Annotated in this window: 20 protein-coding genes and 1 pseudogene; 9 read left to right on the top strand and 12 right to left on the bottom strand. The window is 62.3% G+C overall.

The window, feature by feature from the left end; translation table 11 throughout:
* Positions 1-132 precede the first annotated feature (132 nt).
* Positions 133-1614 carry a carboxylesterase/lipase family protein gene (locus CGK93_RS09995; RefSeq protein ID WP_232481642.1) on the top strand — a complete coding sequence of 494 codons (1482 nt, stop codon included), beginning with the start codon at positions 133-135 and terminating at the stop codon, positions 1612-1614.
* Between the two features lie 405 nt (positions 1615-2019).
* Here CGK93_RS09995 and CGK93_RS09990 read toward each other — a convergent pair whose 3' ends face one another.
* The 4 genes from CGK93_RS09990 to CGK93_RS09975 all read right to left on the bottom strand — a co-directional run bounded on the left by CGK93_RS09990 (position 2020) and on the right by CGK93_RS09975 (position 6391).
* Positions 2020-2802, bottom strand: coding sequence for an alpha/beta hydrolase (locus tag CGK93_RS09990; RefSeq protein ID WP_232481601.1), 783 nt, complete (start codon positions 2800-2802; stop codon positions 2020-2022).
* A gap of 353 nt (positions 2803-3155) precedes the next feature.
* On the bottom strand, positions 3156-4130 hold the full coding sequence (locus tag CGK93_RS09985) for an alpha/beta hydrolase (RefSeq protein WP_089594687.1): 975 nt from the start codon (positions 4128-4130) through the stop codon (positions 3156-3158).
* 82 nt (positions 4131-4212) lie between these two features.
* The gene (locus CGK93_RS09980; protein ID WP_232481600.1) at positions 4213-5256 is read right to left on the bottom strand and encodes a quercetin 2,3-dioxygenase; all 1044 of its coding nucleotides are present in this window, start codon (positions 5254-5256) and stop codon (positions 4213-4215) included.
* Positions 5257-5428: 172 nt separating this feature from the next.
* A complete protein-coding gene (locus CGK93_RS09975; protein WP_089594685.1) occupies positions 5429-6391 on the bottom strand; it encodes an alpha/beta hydrolase in 963 nt (320 codons plus the stop codon).
* Positions 6392-6529: 138 nt separating this feature from the next.
* Between CGK93_RS09975 and CGK93_RS09970 the strand changes: the two genes are divergently transcribed.
* A complete protein-coding gene (locus CGK93_RS09970) occupies positions 6530-7357 on the top strand; it encodes an IclR family transcriptional regulator (RefSeq protein ID WP_089594684.1) in 828 nt (275 codons plus the stop codon).
* Between the two features lie 163 nt (positions 7358-7520).
* Here CGK93_RS09970 and CGK93_RS09965 read toward each other — a convergent pair whose 3' ends face one another.
* The 4 genes from CGK93_RS09965 to CGK93_RS09950 form a co-directional block, all read right to left on the bottom strand.
* Positions 7521-8531, bottom strand: a complete 1011-nt coding sequence (locus tag CGK93_RS09965) for an oligopeptide/dipeptide ABC transporter ATP-binding protein (protein WP_089594683.1) — start codon at positions 8529-8531, stop codon at positions 7521-7523.
* Entirely contained in the window at positions 8528-10591 is a 2064-nt protein-coding gene (locus tag CGK93_RS09960; protein ID WP_089594682.1) for a dipeptide/oligopeptide/nickel ABC transporter permease/ATP-binding protein, read from the bottom strand. Before CGK93_RS09960 ends, CGK93_RS09965 begins: the two co-directional genes overlap by 4 nt.
* The gene (locus tag CGK93_RS09955) at positions 10588-11529 is read right to left on the bottom strand and encodes an ABC transporter permease (RefSeq protein ID WP_232481599.1); all 942 of its coding nucleotides are present in this window, start codon (positions 11527-11529) and stop codon (positions 10588-10590) included. Before CGK93_RS09955 ends, CGK93_RS09960 begins: the two co-directional genes overlap by 4 nt.
* Before the next feature lie 67 nt (positions 11530-11596).
* On the bottom strand, positions 11597-13153 hold the full coding sequence (locus tag CGK93_RS09950) for an ABC transporter substrate-binding protein (protein WP_089594680.1): 1557 nt from the start codon (positions 13151-13153) through the stop codon (positions 11597-11599).
* 276 nt (positions 13154-13429) lie between these two features.
* Between CGK93_RS09950 and CGK93_RS24600 the strand changes: the two are divergent.
* Both CGK93_RS24600 and CGK93_RS24080 read left to right on the top strand, forming a co-directional pair.
* Positions 13430-13558: pseudogene (locus CGK93_RS24600) on the top strand (hypothetical protein); the annotation flags it as partial.
* A 300-nt stretch (positions 13559-13858) separates the two neighbouring features.
* Positions 13859-14032, top strand: coding sequence for a hypothetical protein (locus tag CGK93_RS24080; RefSeq protein WP_232481598.1), 174 nt, complete (start codon positions 13859-13861; stop codon positions 14030-14032).
* Between the two features lie 441 nt (positions 14033-14473).
* Here CGK93_RS24080 and CGK93_RS09940 read toward each other — a convergent pair whose 3' ends face one another.
* From CGK93_RS09940 to CGK93_RS09925, 4 genes are all read right to left on the bottom strand, one after another.
* Positions 14474-15310, bottom strand: a complete 837-nt coding sequence (locus CGK93_RS09940) for a nucleoside hydrolase (RefSeq protein WP_089597345.1) — start codon at positions 15308-15310, stop codon at positions 14474-14476.
* A 378-nt stretch (positions 15311-15688) separates the two neighbouring features.
* Positions 15689-16444, bottom strand: a complete 756-nt coding sequence (locus CGK93_RS09935; RefSeq protein WP_089594678.1) for an SDR family NAD(P)-dependent oxidoreductase — start codon at positions 16442-16444, stop codon at positions 15689-15691.
* A 57-nt stretch (positions 16445-16501) separates the two neighbouring features.
* Positions 16502-18397, bottom strand: a complete 1896-nt coding sequence (locus CGK93_RS09930) for a hypothetical protein (protein ID WP_157731711.1) — start codon at positions 18395-18397, stop codon at positions 16502-16504.
* A 154-nt stretch (positions 18398-18551) separates the two neighbouring features.
* Complete coding sequence (locus CGK93_RS09925) at positions 18552-19301, bottom strand: FadR/GntR family transcriptional regulator (protein ID WP_089594676.1); 750 nt, start codon at positions 19299-19301, stop codon at positions 18552-18554.
* A gap of 226 nt (positions 19302-19527) precedes the next feature.
* Between CGK93_RS09925 and CGK93_RS09920 the strand changes: the two genes are divergently transcribed.
* Genes CGK93_RS09920 through CGK93_RS09900 form a run of 5 tightly spaced genes read left to right on the top strand, consistent with a single transcriptional unit; the run spans position 19528 to position 24219 of the window.
* Positions 19528-21291, top strand: coding sequence for a dihydroxyacetone kinase family protein (locus tag CGK93_RS09920; RefSeq protein ID WP_089594675.1), 1764 nt, complete (start codon positions 19528-19530; stop codon positions 21289-21291).
* Complete coding sequence (locus tag CGK93_RS09915; protein ID WP_089594674.1) at positions 21288-21758, top strand: ribose-5-phosphate isomerase; 471 nt, start codon at positions 21288-21290, stop codon at positions 21756-21758. Before CGK93_RS09920 ends, CGK93_RS09915 begins: the two co-directional genes overlap by 4 nt.
* Complete coding sequence (locus CGK93_RS09910) at positions 21742-22560, top strand: triose-phosphate isomerase family protein (protein WP_232481597.1); 819 nt, start codon at positions 21742-21744, stop codon at positions 22558-22560. Before CGK93_RS09915 ends, CGK93_RS09910 begins: the two co-directional genes overlap by 17 nt.
* On the top strand, positions 22557-23357 hold the full coding sequence (locus CGK93_RS09905; RefSeq protein WP_089594673.1) for a sugar phosphate isomerase/epimerase family protein: 801 nt from the start codon (positions 22557-22559) through the stop codon (positions 23355-23357). Before CGK93_RS09910 ends, CGK93_RS09905 begins: the two co-directional genes overlap by 4 nt.
* A gap of 1 nt (position 23358) precedes the next feature.
* Positions 23359-24219: a phosphogluconate dehydrogenase C-terminal domain-containing protein gene (locus tag CGK93_RS09900; RefSeq protein WP_089594672.1), complete on the top strand. Its 861-nt coding sequence runs from the start codon at positions 23359-23361 to the stop codon at positions 24217-24219.
* The last annotated feature ends 734 nt before the right edge of the window (positions 24220-24953 follow it).

The following is a 24953-nucleotide window of genomic DNA, read 5'->3' as shown; positions in this document are numbered from 1 at the left end:
CCGCCACCCGTACAAGTAGAACTATTTCCCACTTAAGATGACATGGACAATCGGCCTTAAGCGCACCCCAGGAGGACCAGCGGCATGACCATTGCGACCACCACGGCAGGAGACGACCGGGGCACTGCGAGGTTGATTAAGGGGGTCATGGTCAGAACCTTCCTGGGCATTCCCTACGCGGGATCGACCGCTGGGAAGGGCCGGTTCCTGCCCCCTACCGAGGCCATCGGCTGGTCAGGCGTACGAGACTGCACCACACCCGGCCCTGCCGCGCCACAGAACCCTGAATCCCTTGCTCCCCCTGGCCGCAAACCTCTGTTTTGGAGCGAAAGCGGTTGTCTTAATCTGAACATCTGGGCGGCCGATGCCGGTGAGGGTAACTTGCCTGTGATGGTTTGGATCCATGGCGGCGCCTATGTGTCCGGCTCGAACACTAACGGAATTTGCGACGGCGCCAATCTCGCGGGTGCCACCGGCACGGTCGTGGTCTCCCTCAACTACCGCCTTGGCGCGCTGGGCTTTCTCCACTTGGCTGAGCTTCTGGGCCCAGAGTACGCGGACTCTTCCAACCTGGCGCTCTTGGACCAACTTGAGGCTCTGCTCTGGGTCCAGAGGAACATCGCCGCCTTCGGCGGTGACCCGGCCAACGTTACAGTTTTTGGGGAGTCTGCTGGTGCGGCCGCGGTTGGCACCCTGTTGGGGATGCCCGCTTCCCCCGGTCTGTTCCGACGGGCAATCGTGCAGAGCGGAACCGCTGAAAGGCACCGCAGCCCGGAGGACTCCTCTCGCATCGGCCTTGAGTTCATGGCCCTGTGCGGGCTAAATCCCTCCAGCCCCGAAGAGCTCCTTGCTCTTCCGGTAAAGCAACTGCTTGGGGCGCAGGAAGAGCTTGTACAGCGTGCAGGGGCTGAAAACTTCGCGGTCCCGCTGCCGTTCCAGCCCACCGTTGGGACACCATCGCTCCCCGCGCCACCCTTGGAGGCAGTGCGGAACGGGCTTAACTCCAGCGTAGACCTGCTGATAGGGACCAACCTGAACGAGGGATCTTTCGCAGTGGAAATGCGCCCCGCGTTCCCGTCGGATCCCCCCACCGAGCAGCGCGCCGCAGCCGTCCTCGCGGCCGCCGGGGTTCCAGGTGGCGAAGAGAAGTACGCCCAGCTGTTGGCCCGCACACCGGGATTCATGGCTGGCGGGAAACAGGTACTCGAAGCCGCCATCTCCGACACTGTTTACCGTCAGCCCAGCAACCGATTACTGGATGCACGGCAAGGGTCCCTTGGGAAGAGCTTTTGCTACCTCTTCACTTGGCGAAGCCCTGCTATGGGTGGAAAGCTCGGCTCCTGCCACGCCTTGGAAATCCCTTTCGTGTTCCGGCAACCCGGCTCTCCGGAGGCGGATTTCCTCACGCAGGGACGGGCCCCCCTGGGCTTGAGCGAAATGATGAGCACCGCCTGGTCCGCCTTCGCTCAGACAGGTCATCCCACCGCTCCTGGCCTCCCGGACTGGACAGTTTATGGAGTTGATCGCATGACAATGATCCTGGACGCGTTACCGCGGATGGCAACAGACCCGCTGCGGGAGTTGCGTGAGTTCTGGGCAGAGGCAGGACTATAAAGTTCCGCTTGCGGGACAGTTTTGCAAATGGCGCGCCCCTGTGCATAATACTGGTGGTCGGGGGCATTCGCCCCGCTCCACGCAGTCCGGTGAGCTGATTCTGCGACCATGAAGCCTGCCCTGCGGGTAGCCACGGGTGACCGCCGCTTTTTCGATGTGGAACTATTCGGCAGTGCCGCGCGACGGAGCGGTCCGGGTCCGGAGTGGCACGGAAGTGTCAGGCGACTGCGCCTATTTTGTTGTCGCCCGGACGGGAATCGCAGGCAACAGCTGATGTCGAGGGCTTGAACGCCCCTAGCTGATGGGAGAACCGCCTTCAGAGAAGGCGGTTCTATCAAAAGATGGACTACTGATCTCGCCAAATTTCACAGGAGGATTTCGATCTTGGCTCCTGCTGATTGCCGGTTACCCTGAGGTCAAGGATTTTCGCGCCTGCCGATTGAAGAAGTCAACAGTGGCCTCTGTCGCTTGTACCGCAGCGGCGATGTCCTGTCCAGGAAGTTGCCACATGTGGTCAGCGCCCTCAATGAGCAGGAGTTCGACGTCCCCGCCCTCGGCCTTCAAAGCAGCTGCCAGCGAGGTCGATTGCGATGGCGGAACATAGCGGTCCGATGTTCCATGCACCAGGAGGAACGGCGGCGCGTGACTGCCGGCGTAAGTCAGCGGGCTTGCGGCTGCTGACTTGTCCGGCGCCTCAGCTGGTTGCGCGCCAAGGAGTAGTGCCTCTCGCGAACCCGGGTCATCCGCGTTGGCGACGGCGTTGGGCAATCGCTGTTCTCCCATGCGGAGTAGGTCCGTGGGCGGATACCAAGCGGCCACGGCGGCAACTCTGTCGCTGATCCCCGCCCATTCGGCGGCGTCACCACGTTGGCCGCGGTACTTGTTGGACCCGGTGGTTAGTCCCACCAGGCTGGCTAGATGACCACCTGCTGAGTCGCCCCACGCGTATATTCTGTCCGGGTCAACCTGGTAGTCGGCGGCATGGGCTCTAAGCCAGCGGACAGCCGCTTTAGCATCAAGCAGCTGCGCAGGATAGTTAGCTACGGAGCTGAGCCGGTAATCGGCGGAGGCCACTACGAATCCGGCGTCCACCAAGCGCTGTATCGGGCTCAGACCAAGGGCTTCAATAGTGGGGCCTAGTGAAGACCGGGCGCCTACGCGCCACCCGCCACCGTGAAAGTGGACCACCGCAGGTAGGATCTCGAGCTGTTGCTTAGGCTCCGGCAAATAAAGATCGAGCAGAAGCGGAGCTGAATCGTCCGGCCGGCTAAACTCAATACCTCTAATCTCCCGCCCTGTCTTCGACACTGATTCCATCTCCATACCGCATTCCTGTTCTGTATATTCTCATTATTCGGGCTGTAGGGTTCGTGTCCCAGCGTCAAGCTTCACTTATCACCGGCTACAGCAGGATGGGCCCGGACAACGATCTGGCCAGCGCCGTTCCCGTAACCGGGCGTTGTCGATCGCAGTCACAAGGTGTGCGTCCATGTCAGACGTGGTGTCGGCGTGTTACCGAATCATTCGCTATGCGGCTGCCATCACTGGCCCAGCGTTCGAGTAAAGAAGTTCACGGCTGATGCGAGGATTGCATCCACGTCGTTCTCGGCTCCAACGAAGGCGTGGTCAGCCCCTTTGATGGTGATCACCTGATGCTCCACCCCTGCTTCCTGGAGCGCAGCGGCAAGAAGGTCAGTCTGAGCATGCGGCACCATACCGTCGCTGTCTCCGTGCACCAACAGGAACGGCGGTGCGTCGGCGGTTACATAGCTGAGCGGGCTTGCTGCGGCCATCAGCGCGGGATCATCGGAACCGCCCACGAGCATCTGATTGGGTTGCAGGGACATTCCTGCGGGAACGGCGGCAGTCGAAGCTGCCGGTAGCAGGCCCGCCGGCAGGTTTACGGGAGGGATATCTCTAAGTGAAGAAACACCGTAGAAGTCAACTACAGCCCTGATTCCACTGGCCTGATTCTGGGCTCCAAGGCCGCCGTGAAGGTCTTCACGGTTACCCGTCAGCCCTAGAAGTGCTGCAAGGTGTCCGCCGGCGGACTCCCCCCAGGCCCCGATACGGCTGCCGTCGATGCCCAGCTCATCTGCGAAGGTGCGCAAGTAGCGGACAGCAGCTTTCAGATCATGGAGCTGGGCTGGGAACGGAGCTTCCAGCGAGAGGCGATAGTCCACCGTGGCGCACGCGATTCCAGCTTCATTGAGCAACCGGAAAACTGAATCCGGCGCAAAAGTGGGCGGGAGTTGCCGCCGGTCTCCGAATTGAAAGGCGCCACCGTGCACCCAAACCACCACCGGCACCGCGCCCTTGGCCCGGCGGGGAAGCCATATATCCATCTTCAGCGGCCTGAAGCCAATGGCACGCACGTAGTTGACTTCGCGATGCACCTCAGAGACCCCGGACACTATTTCCGGGACGCCGGGTGCATCGAAAACGGGGAAAGGCGGCGCCGCCATCGCCTCCGGTAGCTCAGCTTCCCAGGGCACGGCGACTTGGTTAGCAGTCATTCTTTTCCTTCCAAGCAAAATTTAGTCTCGCGTCGGAGAGGTAGTGGCGACCAGCCGCGCCTGTTCCCTCTGTGTACTTCGCCTAAAGGTCGGCAGCACGGACCCTCTGTGGTGGTCCGCCGACAACGACAAGATCGAGATCAGGGTTGGCCTGCATACCGCCCATGACGACGGACGGGTCGATGAGGCCTTCGGTGTATACAAGATCGTCGGTGGCAACGCCGGTAACGTCAAAGAACGGCTCGAAGACATCGGACGTGAGCAGCCCGAGCATCTGAGTGTTGTGGGCCGCGATGGCGAAGCTGTGAATCGTTCCTGCAGGAGCGTGAAGGAAGTCTCCGGGCGTCAGCAGTATCTCTTGTCCATTGGCCCAAAGCCAGATGCGTCCCGAAAGGCACAGGAAGTTCTCGCTGTGCTGCTGGTGGAAATGGCGGACGATGTATGGCTGGGGCGCGGCCAGAGTGCTGACCGAGAAGTACCGGCCGCCCGTATTGCGGCCCCGCGCCGTGTAAGCATTGATGGCGTCCGGCCACCCGCGGCGGTCCCCGCCACGGCTGCGAAGAAAGTAGCCTTCGGCTCCGGCGGGCAACTGGTCATCCCACGCATCCTGGGCGGCAACGAGCGGCAGGTCGTGACGCTCCGCCCCCGCCGGAAGGAAAAGTTCCCCGCTTCCGGCCGGGGAATAGACGTGGCGGTCAACGCCAGTCTCTGAGGCCAGGGCGTCAAGGGCACCGGACGGGGCGGAGAAGAACAGCAGCCTGGTCATGTGTGACAGAATCCGGTAAGCAACCGGCGTGCCGGCGGGCACATGGATTGAGTCGCCAGGGACCAGGACACGGGACTGCCCCGCGAGCCAGAACTGGGCGCTGCCTTCAAAGACGTAGTACGAGCGTTGGTGGTCATTGAGGCTGTGGAACGGTGTCTTGGCACCGCGAGGGCCCAGGACGAAGGCCGCATCAAAGAGCCCTCCCGTGTCCGCGCCGCGGGCAATGACAGTCCACAGCTGCCCATCCCGTTCATAGCGCAAACCCTCGCCCGAAGCGAGGTAATAGGGAACAGGCTCGCCAGGAAGGGCGTTGATCACGGGAGCGAGGCCATGCATGGTATCCAGATCAATAGCGGACAAGGTGCTTTCCTTTCGAAAACCGGCCGGAACCGGAGTGGTTAGGGGTGTTATCAGGCTTGGTAAGGTGCGCGGCATTTGCCCTTAACATTGCGCCGCATCACCCACGGGCGTAGCTGCTGAATCCGTGGCATAGTGCATGGATGTACCGCCATTTGCGGTGCTGCATCTTTCCTCATCGGGCCGTCACGGACGACAATGCATTCTGGAAGAAATCGAGTGCGGGCTGTACCTCCGGGAGGCCAGCAGCATGATGCAGATGGCCCCGAACAGCGCCTTCGGCCATGAAGAAAGTAACCGGCACCCCTGCTCGCTCCAAATCAGAGGCAAAGAGTTCACTGGAACCGAGCGCGTCGTCGTACTCACACGCAAGCAGCGCAGTTGGCGGAAGTCCTGCAGGGTCGGCATAACCAGGCATGGCGTATGAGGAAGCCAAGTTGACCGGGCCGCCCACAAAGTTCTCGGCGACCCGGAGACAATCCTCGAGCGTGAACCGCAGACGTCGAGGTAATCCTGCCATCGCTTCCGTATTGGGCGTGTGGGTGGGTTTCGGCAGATCTGCGTGCAGAAAGGGGTAGGCCAGCAACAGCTTCGCTGGTAACGGCTCTCCGGAGTCGACAAGGTAGAGCGCAGCTCCCACCGCAAGATTGCCACCCGCCCCAGCCCCACCCAGGCACAGGAGACTTGGATCCACCCCCAGCGAGTCCGCATTGTTCCGCGCCCAAAACCAGGCTGCCAAAGTATCCTCGTGAGGGAGCGGAAAGGTCACGCCATCCTTGGCAAGGCGATAGTCCACTGACAGTACAGGTGTTCCCGCATGGGCCAGAACTCTTGCCATGTAGTCCACTTCAGGCATATCAAGACTTCCGCTCACGAAGCCGCCGCCGTGCAGCCATACCAACCCGGGACCATCGCCCGCGCCTGCATCACCGTAGATCCGGATATTTACAGGAGCTGACCTGCCCTCCGCGGTAACTGTACGCACAGGCACGGACGGGCCGGGAGACCGAACGGCATCGGGATTGAGGAACTGCAGAACTTCCGGTGACGCCAAGTACTCGGCGAAACCGGCATCCCTTGCCGCACTGTCGGCGGCAGATGCTGTGGGAGGTTCCCAAACAGGGTTGGTGGAGGTCATGCAACAACTCCTCATGGTTCGGTAGTAGCAACTTCAATCTTCAGTCAAGAGTAGGCCTATCCGGCAGCTTGCTTTCGATCATCGAAATAGTATTGTTGGGTCCGAATCCCCGGCCGTTAGATAAAGTGAGGTCCACTCATGTCTGCCACAGATGGCACCGCCGCTGTTCGGGGTGGACGTCCGAAGCAAGGTGAGCCTGTTGTCGGCCGGGCCTTGCGCCTGTTGGCGGTTTTTTCCGATCGTCGCCGCGCGCTGACGCTCACAGAGATGGCACGTCTCGCGGACATCCCCGTCCCATCGGCCTCACGGCTCGTCGCCCAACTGGTCGAATGGGGCGCCTTGGAACGACTTGACGATGGCCGGTATGTCATCGGTGTCAGGCTCTGGGAGGTGGCATCACTTTCTCCTCGAGGGCACGGGGTGCGGGAGATTGCACTGCCTTATCTTGAGGACCTATTCGAAGTGACCCGCCACCATGTCCTACTGGCTATCCGGGACAACGACGAGGCGGTGCTGATTGAGCGGCTCTCCTCGAGGAGTGCTCCGGAGGGTATTTATCGTGCAGGGGGTCGTGCGCCCCTGCGGTATACGGCAGTCGGCCTGGTGCTGCTGGCCTGGGCAGACCACCAGTTTCAGGAAGCTGTCCTGAAAAGTCCGCCCGCGGAAGACCCCGGCATTATCCATTTGCCGGAAGGGCAGCTGCGCCGGACCCTCTCGGACATCCGGCGCACTGGCGTGGCCACCATTCGCCGTACCTTCCCTTTGGTGCTGTCAGTTGCATCGCCTGTCTTCAACGCTGAAGGGTCAGTGATTGCCGCGTTATCAGTTGTGGTACCGGACGGCTCCACTCCCCCAAACGTGTTGGCTCCCCCAGTCCGTGCAGCTGCCCTTGCGGTTTCGCGCAGCCTTGGCCATCGAACGCAAGCCACTTCACGGACCGGGACGACCCATACACCCGTGGTTTAGCAACTTGCCGGCTGAAGAAGCGGATACCCGCACGCGGCGAAACGCAACGAGTCATGGCTTCCTGCACCGGGACCGCAACCCGATCTGCAGCATGGGTTGGATTCCGTTCTGCTGGGCGGTTGGCGCCGGACGGAGTGAAAGGTCCCGGGTTAGGGAAGTCGGGTTATGAGGCGTAGTGGCAGGCGACGTCGGAGGCGCCTACCGGCCGGAGGGTGGGGCGTTCGTCGCGGCAGAGGTCTGTTGCCAGTGGGCAACGGAGCCGGAAGGGGCATCCTCCGGGGCCGGGAGTGGCGGCTGCTCCTGTCCGGACGCCGAGGGATTCGCGAGCTTCCCGGCGGGCGGCTTGCTCGGCGGGTCGTGGAACTGGGGACGCTGCCACGAGGGCCTGAGTGAAGGGATGCTTGGGCTTTTCCGTGACTGCGGCGGCAGGTCCGCTTTCCATGACCTGGCCACGGTAGAGGACGACCACGCGCTGGGCCAGGAACTGGACCACGGCGATGTCATGGGCGATGAACAGGTAACCCAGGCCCCGCTCGTCGCGCAGGTCCGCCAGGAGGTTCAGCACCTGGGCTTGGGTGGAGAGGTCAAGTGCGCTTACGGCTTCGTCGCAGACCACCAGTTTTGGGTCGCAGATGAGGGCACGGGCTACGGAGATGCGCTGGCGCTGGCCGCCCGAGAACTGGCTGGGGTACCGGTCCACGGCGTCCCGGGGCAGGCCAACGCGTTCCAGCATGTCCTCTGCGCGCTGCCGCGCCTCAGCCCCGTTCACCCCACGAAGCCGGAGCGGTTCAGCCAGTGAGGAGCCCACCGTGTTGCGCGGGTTCAGGGAGGAGTTTGGGTCCTGGAAAACCGCCCGCAGCTCCCCGCCGAGCGCCCGGCGCTGGGAGGCGCCGGCGAATGTTATGTCCTTGCCCTGGTAGGCGATGGACCCGCCGGAGACCTTCTGCAAACCGAGGATCGCCTTGCCAATGGTGGACTTGCCCGAGCCGGATTCCCCCACCAGTCCCACGGTCTCCCCTGGGGCAATGCTGAAGCTGACGCGGTCGACGGCGGCGGGGGCGCCAGCTGCCTTGCGGCCACGCCCGTAGCGGACCACCAGGTCCTTGACTTCCAGCAGCGGCTGGGCAGAAGCGGGCACTGGAGCTTCAGGGCGGACCGAGATAGAGGTGCTCATGCGTGATCCTTTTCGTCAGTCCTGGTTTCAGACAGGTTCAGAACGTGGTGGGTCGGGACATCCGTGGCCACCCAGTCGAGGCCTTCGACGGTGAGTTCGTCCGCTTTGACGCAGCGCACCATGCCGTCGCCGGTTCCGGAGGGCAGCAGCGGGATGGGAACCATGCAGGCCGAGCCAGCGAATTGGCAGCGTGCAGCGAACCGGCATGTGCTGGGCCAGTCCTTGGGCTGGGGAACCTGGCCGTTGATCGTGGCTAGGCGCTCGGGCATGTCCGCGGCGTGATTGGCGTGCGGGTCGGCGGCCAGCAGGGCCAGGGTGTACGGGTGGCGCGGGTTATCCAGGATGCTGTCAGTCCTGCCGTTTTCCACGACCTCGCCGGCGTACATGACGGCCACGTGATCGCAGAGGTCGGCCACTACGCCGAGGTCGTGGGTGACGATAACAACCGACATTCCGCTGTCTTTCACCAGGCTGCGCAGCAGGGACAGGATCTCGGCCTGCACGGTGACGTCCAGGGCCGTGGTGGGTTCGTCAGCCACGAGCAGGCGGGGACGGCCGGAGAGGGCCAGGGCGATGGCCACGCGTTGGGCCATGCCGCCGCTGATCTGGTGCGGGTAGGTTTTCAGGATGCGCGCGGCGTCAACGATGCCCACCTTTTCCAGCAGGCTGAGAGCCTCCACCTTGGCCTCTGCCCCGCCCACTTTGCGGAGCCGGCGGATGGCGGCCGTGAGCTGGTAGCCCACCGTGAACATGGGGTCCAGGGCACGCATGGGTTCCTGGGAGATGAGGGCAATTTCGCGTCCGCGGATGCTTTCCATGTCCCTGTCGGTGGCCGCGGCCAGGTTCCTGCCATTCCAAAGGATCTGGCCGCCGATCACGGATACACCGGAGGGAAGCAGGCCCAGCAGGGACAGCGCCGTCATGGTCTTGCCGCAGCCGGATTCGCCCACCAGACCTAGGACGGTGCCGGGTTCGACGTCGAAGGAGACATCCGTAACCAGGCGGACTCCGTTGTCCACGCCTACCGAGAGGTTGCGGACGCTGAGTGTGTTCCTGGCCGTCTCCTCTTTTGCTGCCGGAGCATCTTGGGCGATAGCGGCGACCGCTTTGGCCCGTTGGCGCCGTGCCGCGGCGGAAGGCAGGTGGGAGACGCTGGCGTTGGGTGACTTTCCAAGGGCGTTTCCGATCGCGTTCGCTGCGAGGACCGTCAGGGCCAGCACCGCGCCCGTGGGAACCATAAGCCAGGGGGTGTCATAGACGTGCTGCGAGGCGCTTTGGATCATGCCGCCCCAGCTCGGTTCGGGAATGGGCGGGCCGAATCCAATGAACGCCAGGCCGGCCTGGATGAGCATGCCGACGGCGAAGATCAGCGCCGACTGCACCACGACAGTGTTGGTCAGGCCGGGCAGCACATGGCGGAGGCTGATGCCCACCGTGCTGGCGCCGTCCACCTTGGCTGCGTCCACGTAGAGCTGTGACTGCAGGGATTTGGCCTGACCAAGCATGACCCGGTACATACCCGCTGAGATAAGCACGCCGAAGATGCCCATAATCAACGGGATATTGGTTCCAACGGCTCCGATGACGGCCAGTATGACGACGGTACCCGGCAAGGACATCATGATTTCGGTGATTCGGCTGATCACGTTTTCCGTGCGCTCACCGGCCGCTGCCGCCAGCATCGCGAGGAGCGTTCCGAGTCCGACGGCGACAATCACCGTGATCATGGATGTCCCCAGCGTGTCGGCCGCTGAAGCGAAGATGCGGCTTAGGATGTCCCGGCCGAGTTCGTCGGTGCCGAGCCAGTGGGTGGCAGTGGGGCCGGACAGGACCGCAGTGAAGTCCTGGTCCTCGGTTTTGAAGGGCAGCCAGAGCGGCGCGGTCAGGGAGGCGACAACGAGCGCCGCGAGCCAGATGATTCCGGCGATGCTGCCAGGTGAGGCGAAGAGCTTGCTGCCGGAGAATTTCTTCACGGTACCGGGGCGGGGGGCCTTGGGAAGGACGGCAGCCGCCGTCGGCTCGGCTGTGTCGGCTGGTGCAGGGGCGACGTTGGGAATCATGAGGCACGCAACTTCGGGTCGAGGAACTTGGTGGCGAGTTCCAGCACCAGATTCACGGCGACCACCACAACGGTGGCGATCACCACCACGCCCTGCACGGACGGAGCGTCATGGGTGCTGACGGAATTTTGGACGGCTTGGCCCAGACCAGGCATGGCGAACAGCTGCTCGGCGATGACGGAGCCGCCGAAAAGCTGAATGAACTGCAGCGCGATGCCGGCCACGATCGGCAGGCTAGCGTAGCGGAGGGCATGGACGTAGAGGATTTTCCAGGTGGGGGTGGCGGTTGCCCGGAGGGTGCGGATGTGTTCCTGCTGGAGGGCCTCAAGCATGGAAGCCCTGGTCTGTCGGGCAAGGAACGCTCCGCCGCCCACGGCCAGGGTGATCACCGGCAGGGCCAACGACATAGCCCAGTCCTGCGGCGAGACCTCGAACGGGACGTAGCCGGTGGCCGGGAAAACGGAGGTCTGGACGGCCAGGAGGTAAACAAAGATGATGCCGATCCAGAAGGCCGGGAGGGCAACTGCCATGCCGCATACACCGCCGATGATGCGGTCCACCATGCCGCCCCGGACGGCCGCGGTGACGCCGAGCGCAATACCAAGAACGGCACTGACCAACGTGGCTCCGGCAGCAAGTGACGCCGTGACGGGCAGCCGGCTGGCGAGGTCTGCACTCACTGAACGTCCGTCGATCAGCGAGATTCCGAGGTCACCCCGCACTGCGTTGCCGAGCCAGCTGAAAAACTGGACCACGTGGGGATCATTCCACCCGAGACGCTGGTTGACTTCGTCGATGGCTTCCTGGGAGGCGCCTGCTCCGAGGGAAACGGCCCCCGGGCTGCCGGGCATTGCGTGCACCAGCAGGAATGCCAGCACTGATACCACCAGCACGGTGGCGAGCGCCATCAGCAGGCGTTTGGTGATGAATAGTGGCATGGTGACCTCCATCGGTCAGGCACTGCCGGGCGGCCTCTCGCGGAGCCCGCCCGGCAGGACCACGGTTTTAGCTGGCTGGCTTGTAGGACGAGAGGAGCGGGTAGGCATTGGTGCCCGCGAACTGCACCGGCGCCACCTTCTTGGTGTTGTACCCCTGGTTGGTCAGCGCCTCGTACAGCGGGATCATCCATCCCGATTCCACCAGACGGGTGTTCAGCTTGGTGGCAGCAGCCTTGATTGCGGCTTCGTCCTTGGCGGCAGCGAGCTCGCCGGTGGCAGCGCTGAGCTGCTCGTCGGTGGCCTTTTGCACGTTGGTGAAGCCGTTCAGGACAGCTCCGTACATGAAGCCCACGGGATTACTCCAGTCAAGCGCGGCGTAACCCAGAGGCGTGGTGGCGACGGCAGCGAAAGCTTCATCAGTGGAGGAGGCCATCTTCACGTTCATGGTGATTCCGACGGCCGCGAGATCCTTCTGCACTGCTTGCAGGTCGGTCTGGGTTTGGGCGCCGGCGACAATGGTGAACTCCAAGCCGTTAGGGTAGCCTGCTTCGGCCAGCAGGCTCTTGGCCTTGTCCGGGTTGTAGGCGAACTTAGTATCAAGGTCCTTGGTGAATCCCGGTGAGTCCTTTGGCAGGGCGTTCCAGGCAGGGATGTCACCCTTATGTAGCGCGTCCACCAGGGCCTGGCGGTTGATCGCGTACTGGAACGCCTGGCGGACCTTCTCCTCGGCAAACGCCGGGGAGGTCTTGCCGATCTTGTCGAAGGAGACCATGGTGTTGACGGTGCCCCCAATCTGGGACACCCCCACGCCCTTGGACTTGGCGAAGTCAACGGTGTTCGAGGTCAGCATCGCCACATCTGCCTGGCCGGACACCAGTGCATTAGCCCGGGCCTGGGGGTCAAGGACAACGCTGAAGATCACCTTATTGAACGCGTACTTCGCTGCCTCAGGGCTCTTCTCGTTCTTCACCATCACGTACTTGTTGCCCTTCACCGTTGAAGGATCCAGGGTGTAGGGGCCAGAACCATCCGGGGTTGCGGAAAGGCTTGCGCTGTCCGTGACGCCGTTCTTGCCCACGATCATGCCAGTGGTGGACGTCAGGTTATTCTCGAAACCAGGCTGCGGCTTGGCAAAGGTCAAAGCCACCTGGGTGGGGCCGACCACGTCAACTGAAGCGATTTCCTGGGCTCCGCCCTTGGCCACCGCGGAGTAGGCGCTCAGCGCCGGATCGGACCGGCGGTCAAGGTTCGCCTTGACCAGTTCCGCGTCAAGCTTGGAGCCATCCGTGAACGTTACATCGTCCTTGAGTGTCAGCGTCAGAACTGTGTTGTCCGCGTTGTAGCTGAACTCCTTGGCCAGTCCCGGACCTGCCGAGCCGTCCGGCTGAAGCGACATCAGGCTCTCGTAGAGGCCCTCGAAAAACTGCCGCTGGGCACCCACAACACGCAGCGGATCAAAGCCAAAGGATGCAGCATCGTGGTCAACGGCCAATGTCAGGCTGCCGGTATCTGCCTTCGCAGTGGTCTGGCCAGAGCCGCCGCCACAGGCGGTCAGCGATCCCAGCAAGAGCGCCCCTGCCAGAACGGCGGAGCTCGCACGGGCGGTGGAGTTCAGGTGTTTCATGTTGTGCGCCTTTGCATTCTGATGTGGCAAACGGAAAAAGAACGTTGGGAGCCGGTATGTAACGGCTGCTTCTAAGATTCAGGCAACGCAGAGGTCGCCGAACATAGCAATTTCGATGATCGAAAGCGTAATGTGCCGTAGATCACCACCGGGAAAGCTCGTGATGATGGCAACCAAGGCAACTGCCCGTGATTGGCGCCAAGAGGAAGGACAAGCCGGTCTTCACCACGCAGTACAGACGACGCTGGGCCGGTCGCGAGGCGGGAAGGGTCCCAGATGATCCTGACGCGGTTGGCGAAGAACGGTGTCACGGGCTTCCGGGGCACTGCTGGCCGGCGCTGGGGCATGTCCTCTTATGCGGAAATGGCTGCACGGTCCGCGACGTCGAACGCGATGCTGCAGGGCCACACGGGACGGATCCGTGAATCGGGCATTGACACGGCCCTAGTTTCGGATGCCCGAGGAATGCAAGATCTGCCGCCAGTTCGAGGGCACGGTGTTGAGCATCTCCGGACCCACCACGGGACGCCTCAAGGACGGCAAGACCGTGGTCGCTTCTCTCTCGGAAGCGAAGAGCAAAGGGCTGCATCACAACAGCTGCCGCCGCTCCCACAGCAGTTTAACCTGCCCGGGATAACTAAACGCCCAGGCAAGGACACACAGCAGACGCCAAGGGTGACGCTCTCCGGCAGCAGCGACGGGCCCATGAGCGTCGTATCCGGGCACTCAAGCACGCTGACGTCAGCGCACAGGATTCGGCGAGGTGCAGGCAACGCAGGCTCGCAGGAAGCTTCGCGCCAACAGGCAGAATTCCGAACTTGGCGCGAAGACAACGAGCGGAAGATCCTTGACTACCGGACGAGCCTCAGCAGCCGCTAGGCCTGCTTGACGTCCACAGGCGGACGAACAGTCTTGCCGCTGATGAGAGCGTATGCCTCGGCATACTTCACTGTCCTGCTCCACGGAGGCTGCGTTTGAGGTAAAGCTGGCAGAACACCGTGCCGCCGCCATCAAAGCCCACCCAACCTTCTGGTGGGCTGGGCCGTCAACGAACGCGTCCTGGAAGCTTCCCGCGGTGACGGCTTCGGGTTGCAGGTATCCCGGTCATCGTCACCGAAACCGGCCTCGCGAGCGAAGACGATACGCGACGACGGACTACCTGCACGTCGCCTTGGACTTCGTAGCCTCCTGCCTGACCGACTGCATTCCGTCCGCGGCTACATCGCTTGGACCGTCTCCGGCAACTACGAATAGGTGTTCGGCTACAAGCCCAAGTTTGGCTTCATCGCCGTTGACCGGATTGGTGGCAGTGTCGGGAACCTACTTCTGCATATTAAGGCGTGCGAAGAAATCCGAGATTATTAACCTGGTGTCCACCGATGTGTAAATCCTTCGGTAAGGCACGGCGCTTGTCTCTTCGTATGTGCACGTAATGTCATCCAGTGCCGTCACTATGAGGGGTGCACTGTCCCCAAGGCACCACAAGGGACCAAACTTGACGAAATCTGGAACCTCCAGCCTGTTGAACCGTTCCCAGAGCCAGACACCTCCAGGACCCCCGTTCCGAAGTGAGTAATCGAGTTCCGCAACAGATATGACCATTCTTCGGTAAGTCTCAGAAGGAAACTGCCATACTGCGAGTTGGTGATTGTCGAGGACGAAACGTGCAGCTGCCGCGTCTGTGAAATAGTTGTACTCCTCCTCATCATCGCCCCTGGCCGAGCCCCCTACCCACACGAGGGTGAACATGGAAGCAATATCCGGCTGCAGGAGGAGTGCGTCGGCAACATTTGTGAGCGGTCCCGCGCACACCAGGACCACTTGGGTATGTCCGTGTGCCTTGACTGCGGAAATGATGGCGCGCGCAGCAGCAGTCTCTCGGGCCTGGCCGTCGAAGGGGGCATCAGGGCCAGCGTGCACGGATACGGGTTCATCGGGCTTCAGAACACTTAGCAGGTCCTCAGCAAAATTCGCACCAACCTTCGCCATGCCCTCCGGGGGCCCAAACATCGGATTAGTTAGCGAACTGGTAACAGCGACCAATTCGTTGCCCGGCGATAGCGCATGGTGCGCCAGCCCGAGGAGCCCGTCCGGATCACCCGCCCAGTCATTGTCGAGAATGAGACGGCAGCGGGGTTCGACAGCGATCATGTTCATGCCCCGAACCGCCCACCACAGCAAACGCCTCCAGGACATCTTGGTGCACTTCTTCTAGCAGGACGGACGCTGCTCCTGCACATTGGGGCGGGGTTTAGTCTGAATAAGATGTTGGCCATTGGTTTCCTTTTTATCTTTGCCGATGCGGATCCATCAGTCACCTTGCTCAGCATGACTCAACGGGACCTTGCCGACGATTAGCAGATTCGATGGTTGGAAGGCGAGAAGGGCGCTACAACGTAGGGCGACAGTGGCGCGGAGGAAGGGCAGGGCTTGGTTATATGGTCGCCGCCCATTGGACATCCCACCGGCGGGCTAAGCGGAATCATCGCTGGCCAGGCTCGCGTTCGCGAAGCATAGTGGAGTCAGACCCCTGTCCTACAGAGCGGTCAGACCTCCATCGACGGTGAAGATCCCTCCGGTGGCGTACGCGGATTCGTCGCTGGCCAGGAAGACCATGATGCCTTCGACATCTGTCACTGTCCCGGGGCGTCCCAGCATGGTGGAATCAACCAGGCCCGCACGGCTGGCGGGGTCTTGCGCGATTGCTTGCACCAGTGGGGTTTCCGTGTAGCCCGGCACTACTGTGTTTACGCGGATTCCGGTGTGGGCGTAGTCGGCGGCTACCACTCGCGCCAGGCCGTGTACTCCGGCCTTGGAGCTCGTGTAGGCGGTGAAGGTCTGGCCGCAGGCCACGATGGCCGTGGGGCTTCCTGTACAGATGATGGAGCCCCCCCGCGTTTCCATCGCCCGGACGGCATGCTTCAGGGTGAGAAATGTCCCGCGCTGGTTAATGCTGACGGTCTTTTCCCAGACTGTTAGGTCGAGGTCGCCAACCTTCGCATCCTGGCCGAAGAGTTGGACGCCCGCGTTGGCTACCACGATATCCAGCGTCCCGTTAGCGCCGATGGTTGCATAGGCGCCGGCCACACTTTCTTCATCCGAGATGTCCACTTGGAGGGCGTAGGCGCGCGCAGCACCGGTGTCCGCTGCCGCCTTTTCGGCGGCAGCGGTATTGATGTCGGCAAAATAGACGGTGGCCCCTTCGTAAACGAAGCGCTGGGCTATGGCAAGGCCAATCCCGGAACCTGCCCCGGTAACCAGGGCACTTTTTCCTTCAAGTCGCAGACCCATTGGGTCTCCTTTCGCTAAAGACTCGCTGCCGTCGGTACGGCAGGAAGTGTGTCTTGTTCAGTTGGTCGCCGGGAAGCGAATGACGCCAGCTGTCCAGGGGCCGAGGGTCATCCGCCCACGGGGTGAGCATTCCCCGACATGGGCATTGAAATCAATGTAGGTAGTAGTGTCCTGCCCGAAAACGGTGCAAGTGCTCCCATCGGCGGTTTCCCCCTCTGGAAGCTGCAGGTCCACGACGACCGCTTCTCCGGACAGATTTCCGGCGAAAACAATAAGTCCGGCCGGTGACTGGACCGGATAAAGCGTGGTTGGACCTCCTGCAGGGTCGACCGATAGGACATCTGCCCACCGGAGTGCTGCTAGCTCCTTCAGCAATTGACCAGCCGGGTTCAAAAGTCCGTCGGCGTCGGTGATTCCACCCGGGCCGGATGCCTCGAAGTAGCTCGCTGAGGCCACACCATCAACAGTCAACGCTCTGATGCTCGCCAGTAGCCAAGCCGCTGTGAAGGGGTGGCCCTGCAGTTCATCAGCTTCAACCTGGGAAGCAAGGCCGGAGGTCGCCACGGCATTGAACCGCGGACGCAGGGTTACTGGGCCTATGTGCAGTGGCTTGCGGCGACCTAGACGCAGGGCGTTTTGGGCCACCAACTGCTGCATGGGCACGCTGTCGATAATGTCAGCGACCCCGGTGCTGTGCATCTGCGGTGTGATGCTGAAGGTGAGGGCATCAAAGTGCGGTGGCATGCGCTCGATGTTTCGGTTCAACTCGGTGAAATGGGACCGGACGCCAGCAAGGAGGCTTCCGCGGAATCCCGCGTCCTGTAGGGCTATCTGCAGGTCCTGCCATGTTTTGGGCTCAGTGATATGGCTATCCGGATGGAAAACTGCGAGTCGCTTCGCCCGCGGCAGGTATGGGGCAAGGGCGGGCACAGCACTGAGCACATCAGGGGTTACGGCCCGGATATCCAACCCTGCTCCATGTCGGGCGGCCACATCGGCAGCTGCCTCCAATTGGGCGTTCCAGCCGACTTCACGGCCGTCTTGGAGCCGTCCAACTAGTTCCACCATAATGGCATCCAGTTGGGGGATGTCTGGGAGCATCTGAGGCCGCAACCCTGCGCCCACTCCCAGCGCCGGTACCTGACCTGCCTGCTTCCCGATCCGGGCGGAACCCGCCGTCGGCTGACCCGCCGGGTGCGCCCGCCCCGCAGAGGACGGGGCTTCGACAGCCGCCCGCGGTTCAAGCGTGGCCGCTTCCAGGAGTAGCGATTGCCGGACAGTCGTACCGGCGGCGACTGTGACTGGAAACGGCCGCGCAAGCGGTGTGCTGTACGTCTTGAAGGACGCGTCCGTCCAGTTCCGTTGGTCCTCGGTCTCAAATACCTCGCCAGCGAAGGACAATCTGAAGGCCGTGCCGACGTCGGCCCATTCGAGAGCCGCTATGTCCATAAATGGCTGGTGGGGGCTGATGGTGTCAGGAAATAGTGTGGTTGTGCTACTGCCGTCGGGGTGCTCCACTGTAATGGTCCTGCCGGCGTCAGAGGGAGGATGCAACACAACAAGGCCGATCCGATTGCTACGGAACGGATGGACTGCCACACCCTCAAAGCTGATCCGCACCTCGGCGGCAGTGAATTTGGCTAGCAGCCTCCCGGTGTAGCGGACTCCATAGCCGTTGTATTTCACAGTCCAGCGCGCTTGCAACTCGTTGTCCGCTTGGATGATGTCAAGGTCACACGCGGACGGCTGTGGGGTCTGCCAGTCCTGGTCCCGGACCACGGCCTTAACCGCCCGCAATACCTGTCGGCCGGAGTAACTGATGGATGCCAATTCGTCCCCGACGAGCTCGGCCGACCAAGGTCCAAACGCGATAGGGCGACGGGGCGGCGCAAGACGGGCCATAAGCGATGCGGCCCTCCAGGGCTGGTCCTGCCTGATGGAATGTAAGGACATGTCACTGCTCTCTGCCCGGCCCGGAGCCACCACTCCCTGTAGGTGGGGCATCGCTGGCACAAAAAGTCGAGGCCTGTTTTCAGGCTGCAACCCCAAGTATGGGAGTACTCGTCTAACAAGTCAACCGGTTGACCAATACTTGGTAAAAGTCTTCTCAGCTACTGAGATTCGGCAAACTGCCGAGCAGACGGTGCGACGCTGTCTCCATGTGCGACCGCATCTTCCTGGCGACGCCTTCGGCGTCCCGGGCCGAGAGGGCATCGTAAATCTCGCGGTGCTCTTCCAACGCCGCGGCGGCGTGCCCCTTGTCTGTCAGCGCCCTATCCACCCAGATCCGAAGGAGCGAACGGATACTCTGCAGTAATTCCTGCAGCACCTGATTCCCGGAACCTTCAGCAATCTCTCGGTGAAAAGCAGCGTCCGCCTCCACAAATGCAGCCAAATCATCCAGGTGCTGGGCCATGTCCGTCAGATGGCTCTGCATTCTTTCGAGACCTTCGGTGGTAATCCTGCCAACGGCAAGTTGCGCCGCATGGACTTCCAGGCCGCTGCGCAATTCGACGAGCTCACGGGTACGTGGCGCCCCGAGCATCATGCCCCAACTCAAAGTGCGCGGTAGCAGTTCAGAGACTCCGTCACGCAAATATGTGCCGGAGCCGGGCCGCACCACCACTATGCCAAGAATTTCCAGCGCCGCCAGCGCCTCCCGCACTGCTGACCGCCCGACACCCAAGGAAGCGGCCAATTGTCGCTCAGCGGGCAGCCTTGTTCCGGGGGCGATTTCGCCGCTGGTGAAGTAGGCAAGCAGGCGCTCAGCCACTTCAGATACGACGGAACCCTGACCTATAGAACCGAGAGCGTCACTGATCTTGGCCGCGGAAGGGGCCGAAGGGTTTATGGGCATCTGCCCAGCGTAGCAACGCAGACGCGTACATCAGTGATTTGCAATAGCTCAACCGGTTGACCAATTTACGCTCTTGTCTCTATGCTGGAGCCCTCATGCTTTAGCTGCGGGGCCTTTTCGACCTTCCCGCGATCTGAAAGTAACCGTCCCGATGTAGTAGTCGGCGGCTTTACCACTGCCCCTGATCCTGCGGTGGTGCTGAGCCGCTTCGGCACCAGGAGCTCCCATGACTCGCCTGTTTAATGAACCCGCAGCTTTCGCTGACGAAATGATCGAGGGCTTTGTCGCCTCCCATGGCCGTTGGGTCAAGCGCGTGTCCGGGGGCGTGGTCCGCAACACCAAGAGCACACCAAACACGGTGGCCGTGGTGATCGGCGGTGGCTCGGGCCACTATCCCGCCTTTGCCGGATTGGTGGGTCAAGGCCTGGCACATGGTGCGGTGATGGGAAACCTGTTCGCCTCCCCCTCCGCCCAACAGGTCTACAACGTGGCCAAAACAGCGGATAACGGTGTCGGCGTGCTGCTGGGTTACGGCAATTACGCCGGTGACGTCCTGCATTTCAACCAAGCCCAGGACCGTCTCCGGGCGGAAGGCATTGAATGCCGCAGCATCGCCGTCAACGACGACGTCTCCTCGGCCCCGCTGGCCGAGCGCACCAAGCGTCGCGGTATCGCCGGCGACATAACAGTTTTTAAGGTGGCTGCGGCCGCCGCTGAAGCGGGCTACTCGATGGATGCCACTGTGGAAGTTGCCGAACGAACCAATGATCGCACCCGCTCCTTCGGCGTTGCCTTCACAGGCTGCACCCTGCCGGGTGGAGAGCACCCGCTGTTCACCGTACCTGAGGGCCGGATGGCAGTGGGTATGGGCATCCACGGCGAGCCGGGCATCGACGAAACAGACATTCCGACCGCAGATGAACTTGCCGAACTGCTCGTGTCCAAGCTACTCACCGAGATCCCCGACGGCCTTTCGATTTCATTAGATTCGCCCCGGCCACGGGTGGTTCCCATCCTCAACGGCCTGGGCAGCGTCAAATACGAAGAACTCTTCGTCGTCTACCGACGCGTCGCCCAACTTCTCGCCGAAGCCGGGCTGGTAGCAGTAGACCCACAGGTCGGCGAATTGGTCACCAGTTTCGACATGGCGGGCACCTCCCTCACCCTGTTCTGGCTCGACGACGAACTCGAGACCCTCTGGAATGCTCCCGCGGATGCCCCGGCCTTCCGTCGCGGCGCCATAATGGCTGAACCGCTCTCCGGCGGCGCAATACAGGACGGAGAAGCGGCCGACGCTGAGCTTTTTATTCCTGACGCGTCAGCGGAGTCCCGCGCCGGTGCCACCTGCGTCCTGGCCGCCCTGGAGGCAGCCAGGGCAGTTGTGAACGCCAACGCCCACGAACTGGGCCGGATCGATGCAATCGCCGGTGACGGTGACCACGGCATCGGCATGGAACGCGGCGTCCACGCCGCCGTGGTGGCCGCGGCAGACGCCGTCTCCCGGGGTGCTGGCGCCGCCACCACCCTGTACACCGCCGGCGATGCCTGGGCCGACAAAGCCGGCGGCACGTCCGGCGCCCTCTGGGGCATGGCCCTCCGCGCCGTCGGCGATTCCTTGGGAGACGGCAGAGCCCCCGACGCTGATGCTGTCGCAAAGGGAGTTGACGGTGCCGCCGCTGCGATCATGGAGTTCGGCAAAGCTAAGCCCGGTGACAAAACCCTGGTGGACGTTCTTGTCCCCTTCCGTGACGCGCTGACCTCTCAGGTGGAGATGGGCAGGTCCCTCACCGAAGCCTGGGGAGTGGCCGCCGCCAGAGCCCAGCGCGCCGCCGACGCCACATCAAACTTGCTTCCCCTGATGGGCAGGGCCCGTCCGCACGCCGAAAAGAGCCTCGGGACCCCTGATGCGGGAGCCGTATCGATGGCACTGATCATCCGGGCAATCCACAACACCCTCGTCGAGAACAGAACTGTGAAGGAAGAAGCATGAGCACCAAACTGCGCCTGATCGTTGGAGCCGACGACGCCGGTTTCGAATACAAGGAAGCCCTGAAAGCTGACTTGGTGGCCTCGGATCTGGTGGAATCCGTCACCGACGTCGGAGTGGACGCCACCAGCCACACCCCTTACCCATCCGTTGCCATCGCCGCCGCCGAACTCATCGCTGCCGGTAAAGCGGACCGCGCACTGCTGGTCTGCGGCACCGGCCTCGGCGTCGCCATCGCTGCCAACAAGGTCCCCGGCGTCCGCGCCGTCACCGCCCACGACAGCTTCTCCGTGGAACGCTCAGTCCTGAGCAATAACGCACAGGTCCTCACCTTCGGCCAGCGGGTCGTCGGCCTCGATCTTGCCCGCCGCCTCGCCAAGGAATGGCTCACCTACACCTTTGATGAAACCTCGGCTTCCGCAGAAAAAGTCACTCTGATTAAGGACTACGAAGGTGTCACATCCTGCTGACCGCCCAACAGGCACTCAACCCAAAGCCATCATCGGCGTCAGCCTGAAGATGTACTTCGGATACGAGCGCTCCGTGGACTACTGCCGGGACGTGGCCGCTATTGCCAGCGCACACCCCGCGGTCCAGAACGGCGACATCGAGTTGTTTGTCCTCCCCACCCTTCCGGTACTTCCCGAAGCTGCCCGCATCCTCGCCACCGCCGGGGTTGCCGCGGGCGCCCAGGATATTTTCTGGGAAGACGAAGGCGCCTTTACCGGCGAAGTGGGCGGCAAAACCGTCGCTGAACTTGGCGGACGCTACGCCGAAGTAGGCCACGCCGAACGCCGCCGGATCTTCGGCGAAGACGACACGATCGTCGGGCTAAAGACCGCCGCCGCCTACCGCAACGACCTCACCCCTGTCCTGTGCATCGGAGAGTTGCAGCAGGGCTCCGTGGAGGAAGCGGTGACCCGTTGCTCCGCGGAGATCGACGCAGCACTTAACCGCGCCCAGTCCCTGGGTCCTGCGGGACGGACCATCGTGGCCTACGAGCCGCAGTGGGCCATCGGCGCCCCGGAGCCTGCCACCCCGGAGTACATCAGCGCCGTCATCACCGGGCTGGACGCGCACCTGCGCACCCTGCCGGGCCAGGTGGACAGCCGCGTGATCTACGGCGGCAGCGCCGGACCTGGTCTCATCGCCGGGCTGGACGCCGCAGTCGCCGGCCTGTTCCTGGGCCGCTTCGCACACGATCCGAACGCGCTCAAGACCATCCTGGACGAGACTGCCGTACGGCTTCTTGCAGCGGAGGTGCCGGTATGAATACGCGGATTGGCCTGAGCAGTTATGCGTTCTTCTGGCAGCTCTCAGACAAGGTCACGGAACCGCTGAGCATCCATCAGGCTTTGGAGCGGACCGCGGTCCTGGGGGTGGACCTGTTCCAGATCTGCGACTACGCACCGCTGGAAGCCATGACGGACGCCGAGCTCGAAGCGGTCAGGGCCACCGCGGACCGTTTGGGCATCTCCCTGGAGCTCGGCACCAGGGGAATCCGACCCGAACACCTGCGGAAGTTCCTGCACATCGCCCGGATTCTGGGCTCGCCCCTGCTGCGGACCATGTTCAACACCCCGGACCACAGCCCGACGGCAGAGGAAGCGGCAGAGATTTTCATGGAAGTCCTGCCGGACTTCGAGGCTGCAGCCGTAAAGATTGCGGTGGAGACGTACGAGCAGGTGCCCACTTCCCGGATCCTTGACGTAATTCAAAGAGTCGACAGCCCCTTCCTTGGCATATGCAGCGACCCAGCAAACACGGTCGCCGCGCTGGAAATGCCTCGGGATGTGATCGACGCCGTCGCTCCCCATGTCCTGAGCATGCATATTAAGGATTTTGCGTTCAGCCGCAAGGACGGGTGGGTCGGCTTCACCTACTCCGGCGCCCCGCTCGGGGACGGCCTGCTCGATTACGACTACATGGTCAGCAAATTCCAACCCCACCAAAGAAAAATCAACCAGATCGTCGAACACTGGCTGCCATGGCAGGACACCGAAGCCGAAACTATCCGGCTCGAAAACCAGTGGACCCAGCACAGCATCGAATACCTCAGGAGCAAGTGAAATGTCTGCAGAAAATTTGACCGTCGCCGTCATCGGAGCCGGAGGAAAAATGGGAATGCGCGTTTCCCGGAACCTCCAGAAGAGCAGCCACACCGTCTTCTACAGCGAGAACTCCCCCACCGGCCAGGAACGCATCAAAGCCGAAGGCCGCGACATCACCTCCACTGAAGACGCAGTCAAGGGCGCCGACGTGGTCATCCTCGCCGTCCCGGACACCGTCCTGGGCGTCGTTTCCGAGAGCGTTGTCCCGCAGATGAAGGCAGGCGCGATCCTGCTTACCCTGGACCCCGCCGCCGCCTACGCCGGCCTGCTCGCAAAGCGCGACGACGTCGTCCAGGCAGTGGCCCACCCCTGTCACCCGTCCGTGTTCCTCGAGCGCACCACCAAGGAAGAATGGGCCGACACCTTCGGCGGCGAAGGCGCACCCCAGAACGTCGTTGCAGCCATCGACGACGACGCCTCCGAGGAGACCAAGGTAGCCGCCGAGGCTACCATCCGGGTCATCTACGCCCCCGTCATCGACGTCCACTGGGTCACCGTCAAGCAACTCGCCATCCTCGAACCCACGCTGGTGGAAACAGTGGCCTGCATGATCGGCACACTGCTCAACGAAGCGCTGCACGAGACCGTCCATACCGCCGGCGTGCCCGAGGAAGCAGCCAAAGCCATGCTCTTCGGCCACGTGCAGATCGCCCTTACCAACGCCCTGCGTGGCTCCAACCCATTTTCCGAGGCCTGCGAAATCGCCATCCAGTACGGTAAGGACACCATCATCAAAGACGACTGGAAGAAGATCTTCGACGACTCCGAGCTCGACAGCGTCATCGCCAAAATGCTCAAGCTCGAAGCAGTCAAGCGCTAAGGAACATATAGCGCGGTGGCGGGGCAGCCGCTGTTCTTGAGCCACTACGCCCCTCCTACGCCGGCCGGCCCCGGCACGTCCGCAAGGAAAGCTCCCAACAGGTACCAGTTGGGAGCTTTCCGAGCTTAACCACTCGACTACACGAGATTCAGCTCTTCCAACCCCGTAACCTGACGGAAGAAACAATTATCGGCGTCAAAAGCACGAGAGTAGAAGTAGCTGCCAGAACTCCCCGTCTGGGGCAAAAGGAGCGTCTCCGGGCGGCCGATTGCTGCGGCAGCGGGTCGTTGGAACCATCGATCGTGCGTTGTCACTGGGTCAATCTGCATTTAGCCTAGGGAGCCAGCTTGCCTCCGTTCGGGCCTGGCCGCGCTAATGGTGAAACCCTGTCCCCTCCAACAGGTTGAGACTTGCGGCCGGAGGATAGAGTCCAACCTGAACGGCCCCGTCGTCCTTAGTGATTCCGGACTGAGTTCAGGATCGGCAGGGCTGATACTCGGCAGAGTGGCAGTCCTGCCCGATTGCGCCTGATTGAGGGGACCGGCGGAAGCCCCGGGGTATCGGCTGTTGATAAGCACGTCCCCAGTTAGTTTGAGAATCGCGTAATCGATCCTCAACGGATCAGCGGCGCTAGCCAGGTAGGCGACAAAATGTGGTCTGTATTCAAATCGCCCCATCATGCACTTCCTGAGACGCGGAACCGAGCGTCTTGCTGAACTCCTCTACCTGACGAC

It is taken from the genome of Arthrobacter sp. YN (genome assembly GCF_002224285.1).
Taxonomy (GTDB): Bacteria; Actinomycetota; Actinomycetes; order Actinomycetales; family Micrococcaceae; genus Arthrobacter.
This window is presented reverse-complemented; position numbering and strand designations above follow the sequence as displayed.

Coding starts and splice junctions, on each gene's coding strand:
- CGK93_RS09960 (WP_089594682.1), bottom strand. CDS start 10,591: ATGATTCCCAACGTCGCCCCTGCACCAGCCGACACAGCCGAGCCGACG.
- CGK93_RS09915 (WP_089594674.1), top strand. CDS start 21,288: ATGAGCACCAAACTGCGCCTGATCGTTGGAGCCGACGACGCCGGTTTC.
- CGK93_RS24080 (WP_232481598.1), top strand. CDS start 13,859: ATGAGCGTCGTATCCGGGCACTCAAGCACGCTGACGTCAGCGCACAGG.
- CGK93_RS09940 (WP_089597345.1), bottom strand. CDS start 15,310: ATGAACATGATCGCTGTCGAACCCCGCTGCCGTCTCATTCTCGACAAT.
- CGK93_RS09955 (WP_232481599.1), bottom strand. CDS start 11,529: ATGCCACTATTCATCACCAAACGCCTGCTGATGGCGCTCGCCACCGTG.
- CGK93_RS09965 (WP_089594683.1), bottom strand. CDS start 8,531: ATGAGCACCTCTATCTCGGTCCGCCCTGAAGCTCCAGTGCCCGCTTCT.
- CGK93_RS09970 (WP_089594684.1), top strand. CDS start 6,530: ATGTCTGCCACAGATGGCACCGCCGCTGTTCGGGGTGGACGTCCGAAG.
- CGK93_RS09985 (WP_089594687.1), bottom strand. CDS start 4,130: ATGACTGCTAACCAAGTCGCCGTGCCCTGGGAAGCTGAGCTACCGGAG.
- CGK93_RS09925 (WP_089594676.1), bottom strand. CDS start 19,301: ATGCCCATAAACCCTTCGGCCCCTTCCGCGGCCAAGATCAGTGACGCT.
- CGK93_RS09905 (WP_089594673.1), top strand. CDS start 22,557: ATGAATACGCGGATTGGCCTGAGCAGTTATGCGTTCTTCTGGCAGCTC.
- CGK93_RS09935 (WP_089594678.1), bottom strand. CDS start 16,444: ATGGGTCTGCGACTTGAAGGAAAAAGTGCCCTGGTTACCGGGGCAGGT.
- CGK93_RS09930 (WP_157731711.1), bottom strand. CDS start 18,397: ATGTCCTTACATTCCATCAGGCAGGACCAGCCCTGGAGGGCCGCATCG.
- CGK93_RS09900 (WP_089594672.1), top strand. CDS start 23,359: ATGTCTGCAGAAAATTTGACCGTCGCCGTCATCGGAGCCGGAGGAAAA.
- CGK93_RS09975 (WP_089594685.1), bottom strand. CDS start 6,391: ATGACCTCCACCAACCCTGTTTGGGAACCTCCCACAGCATCTGCCGCC.
- CGK93_RS09950 (WP_089594680.1), bottom strand. CDS start 13,153: ATGAAACACCTGAACTCCACCGCCCGTGCGAGCTCCGCCGTTCTGGCA.
- CGK93_RS09920 (WP_089594675.1), top strand. CDS start 19,528: ATGACTCGCCTGTTTAATGAACCCGCAGCTTTCGCTGACGAAATGATC.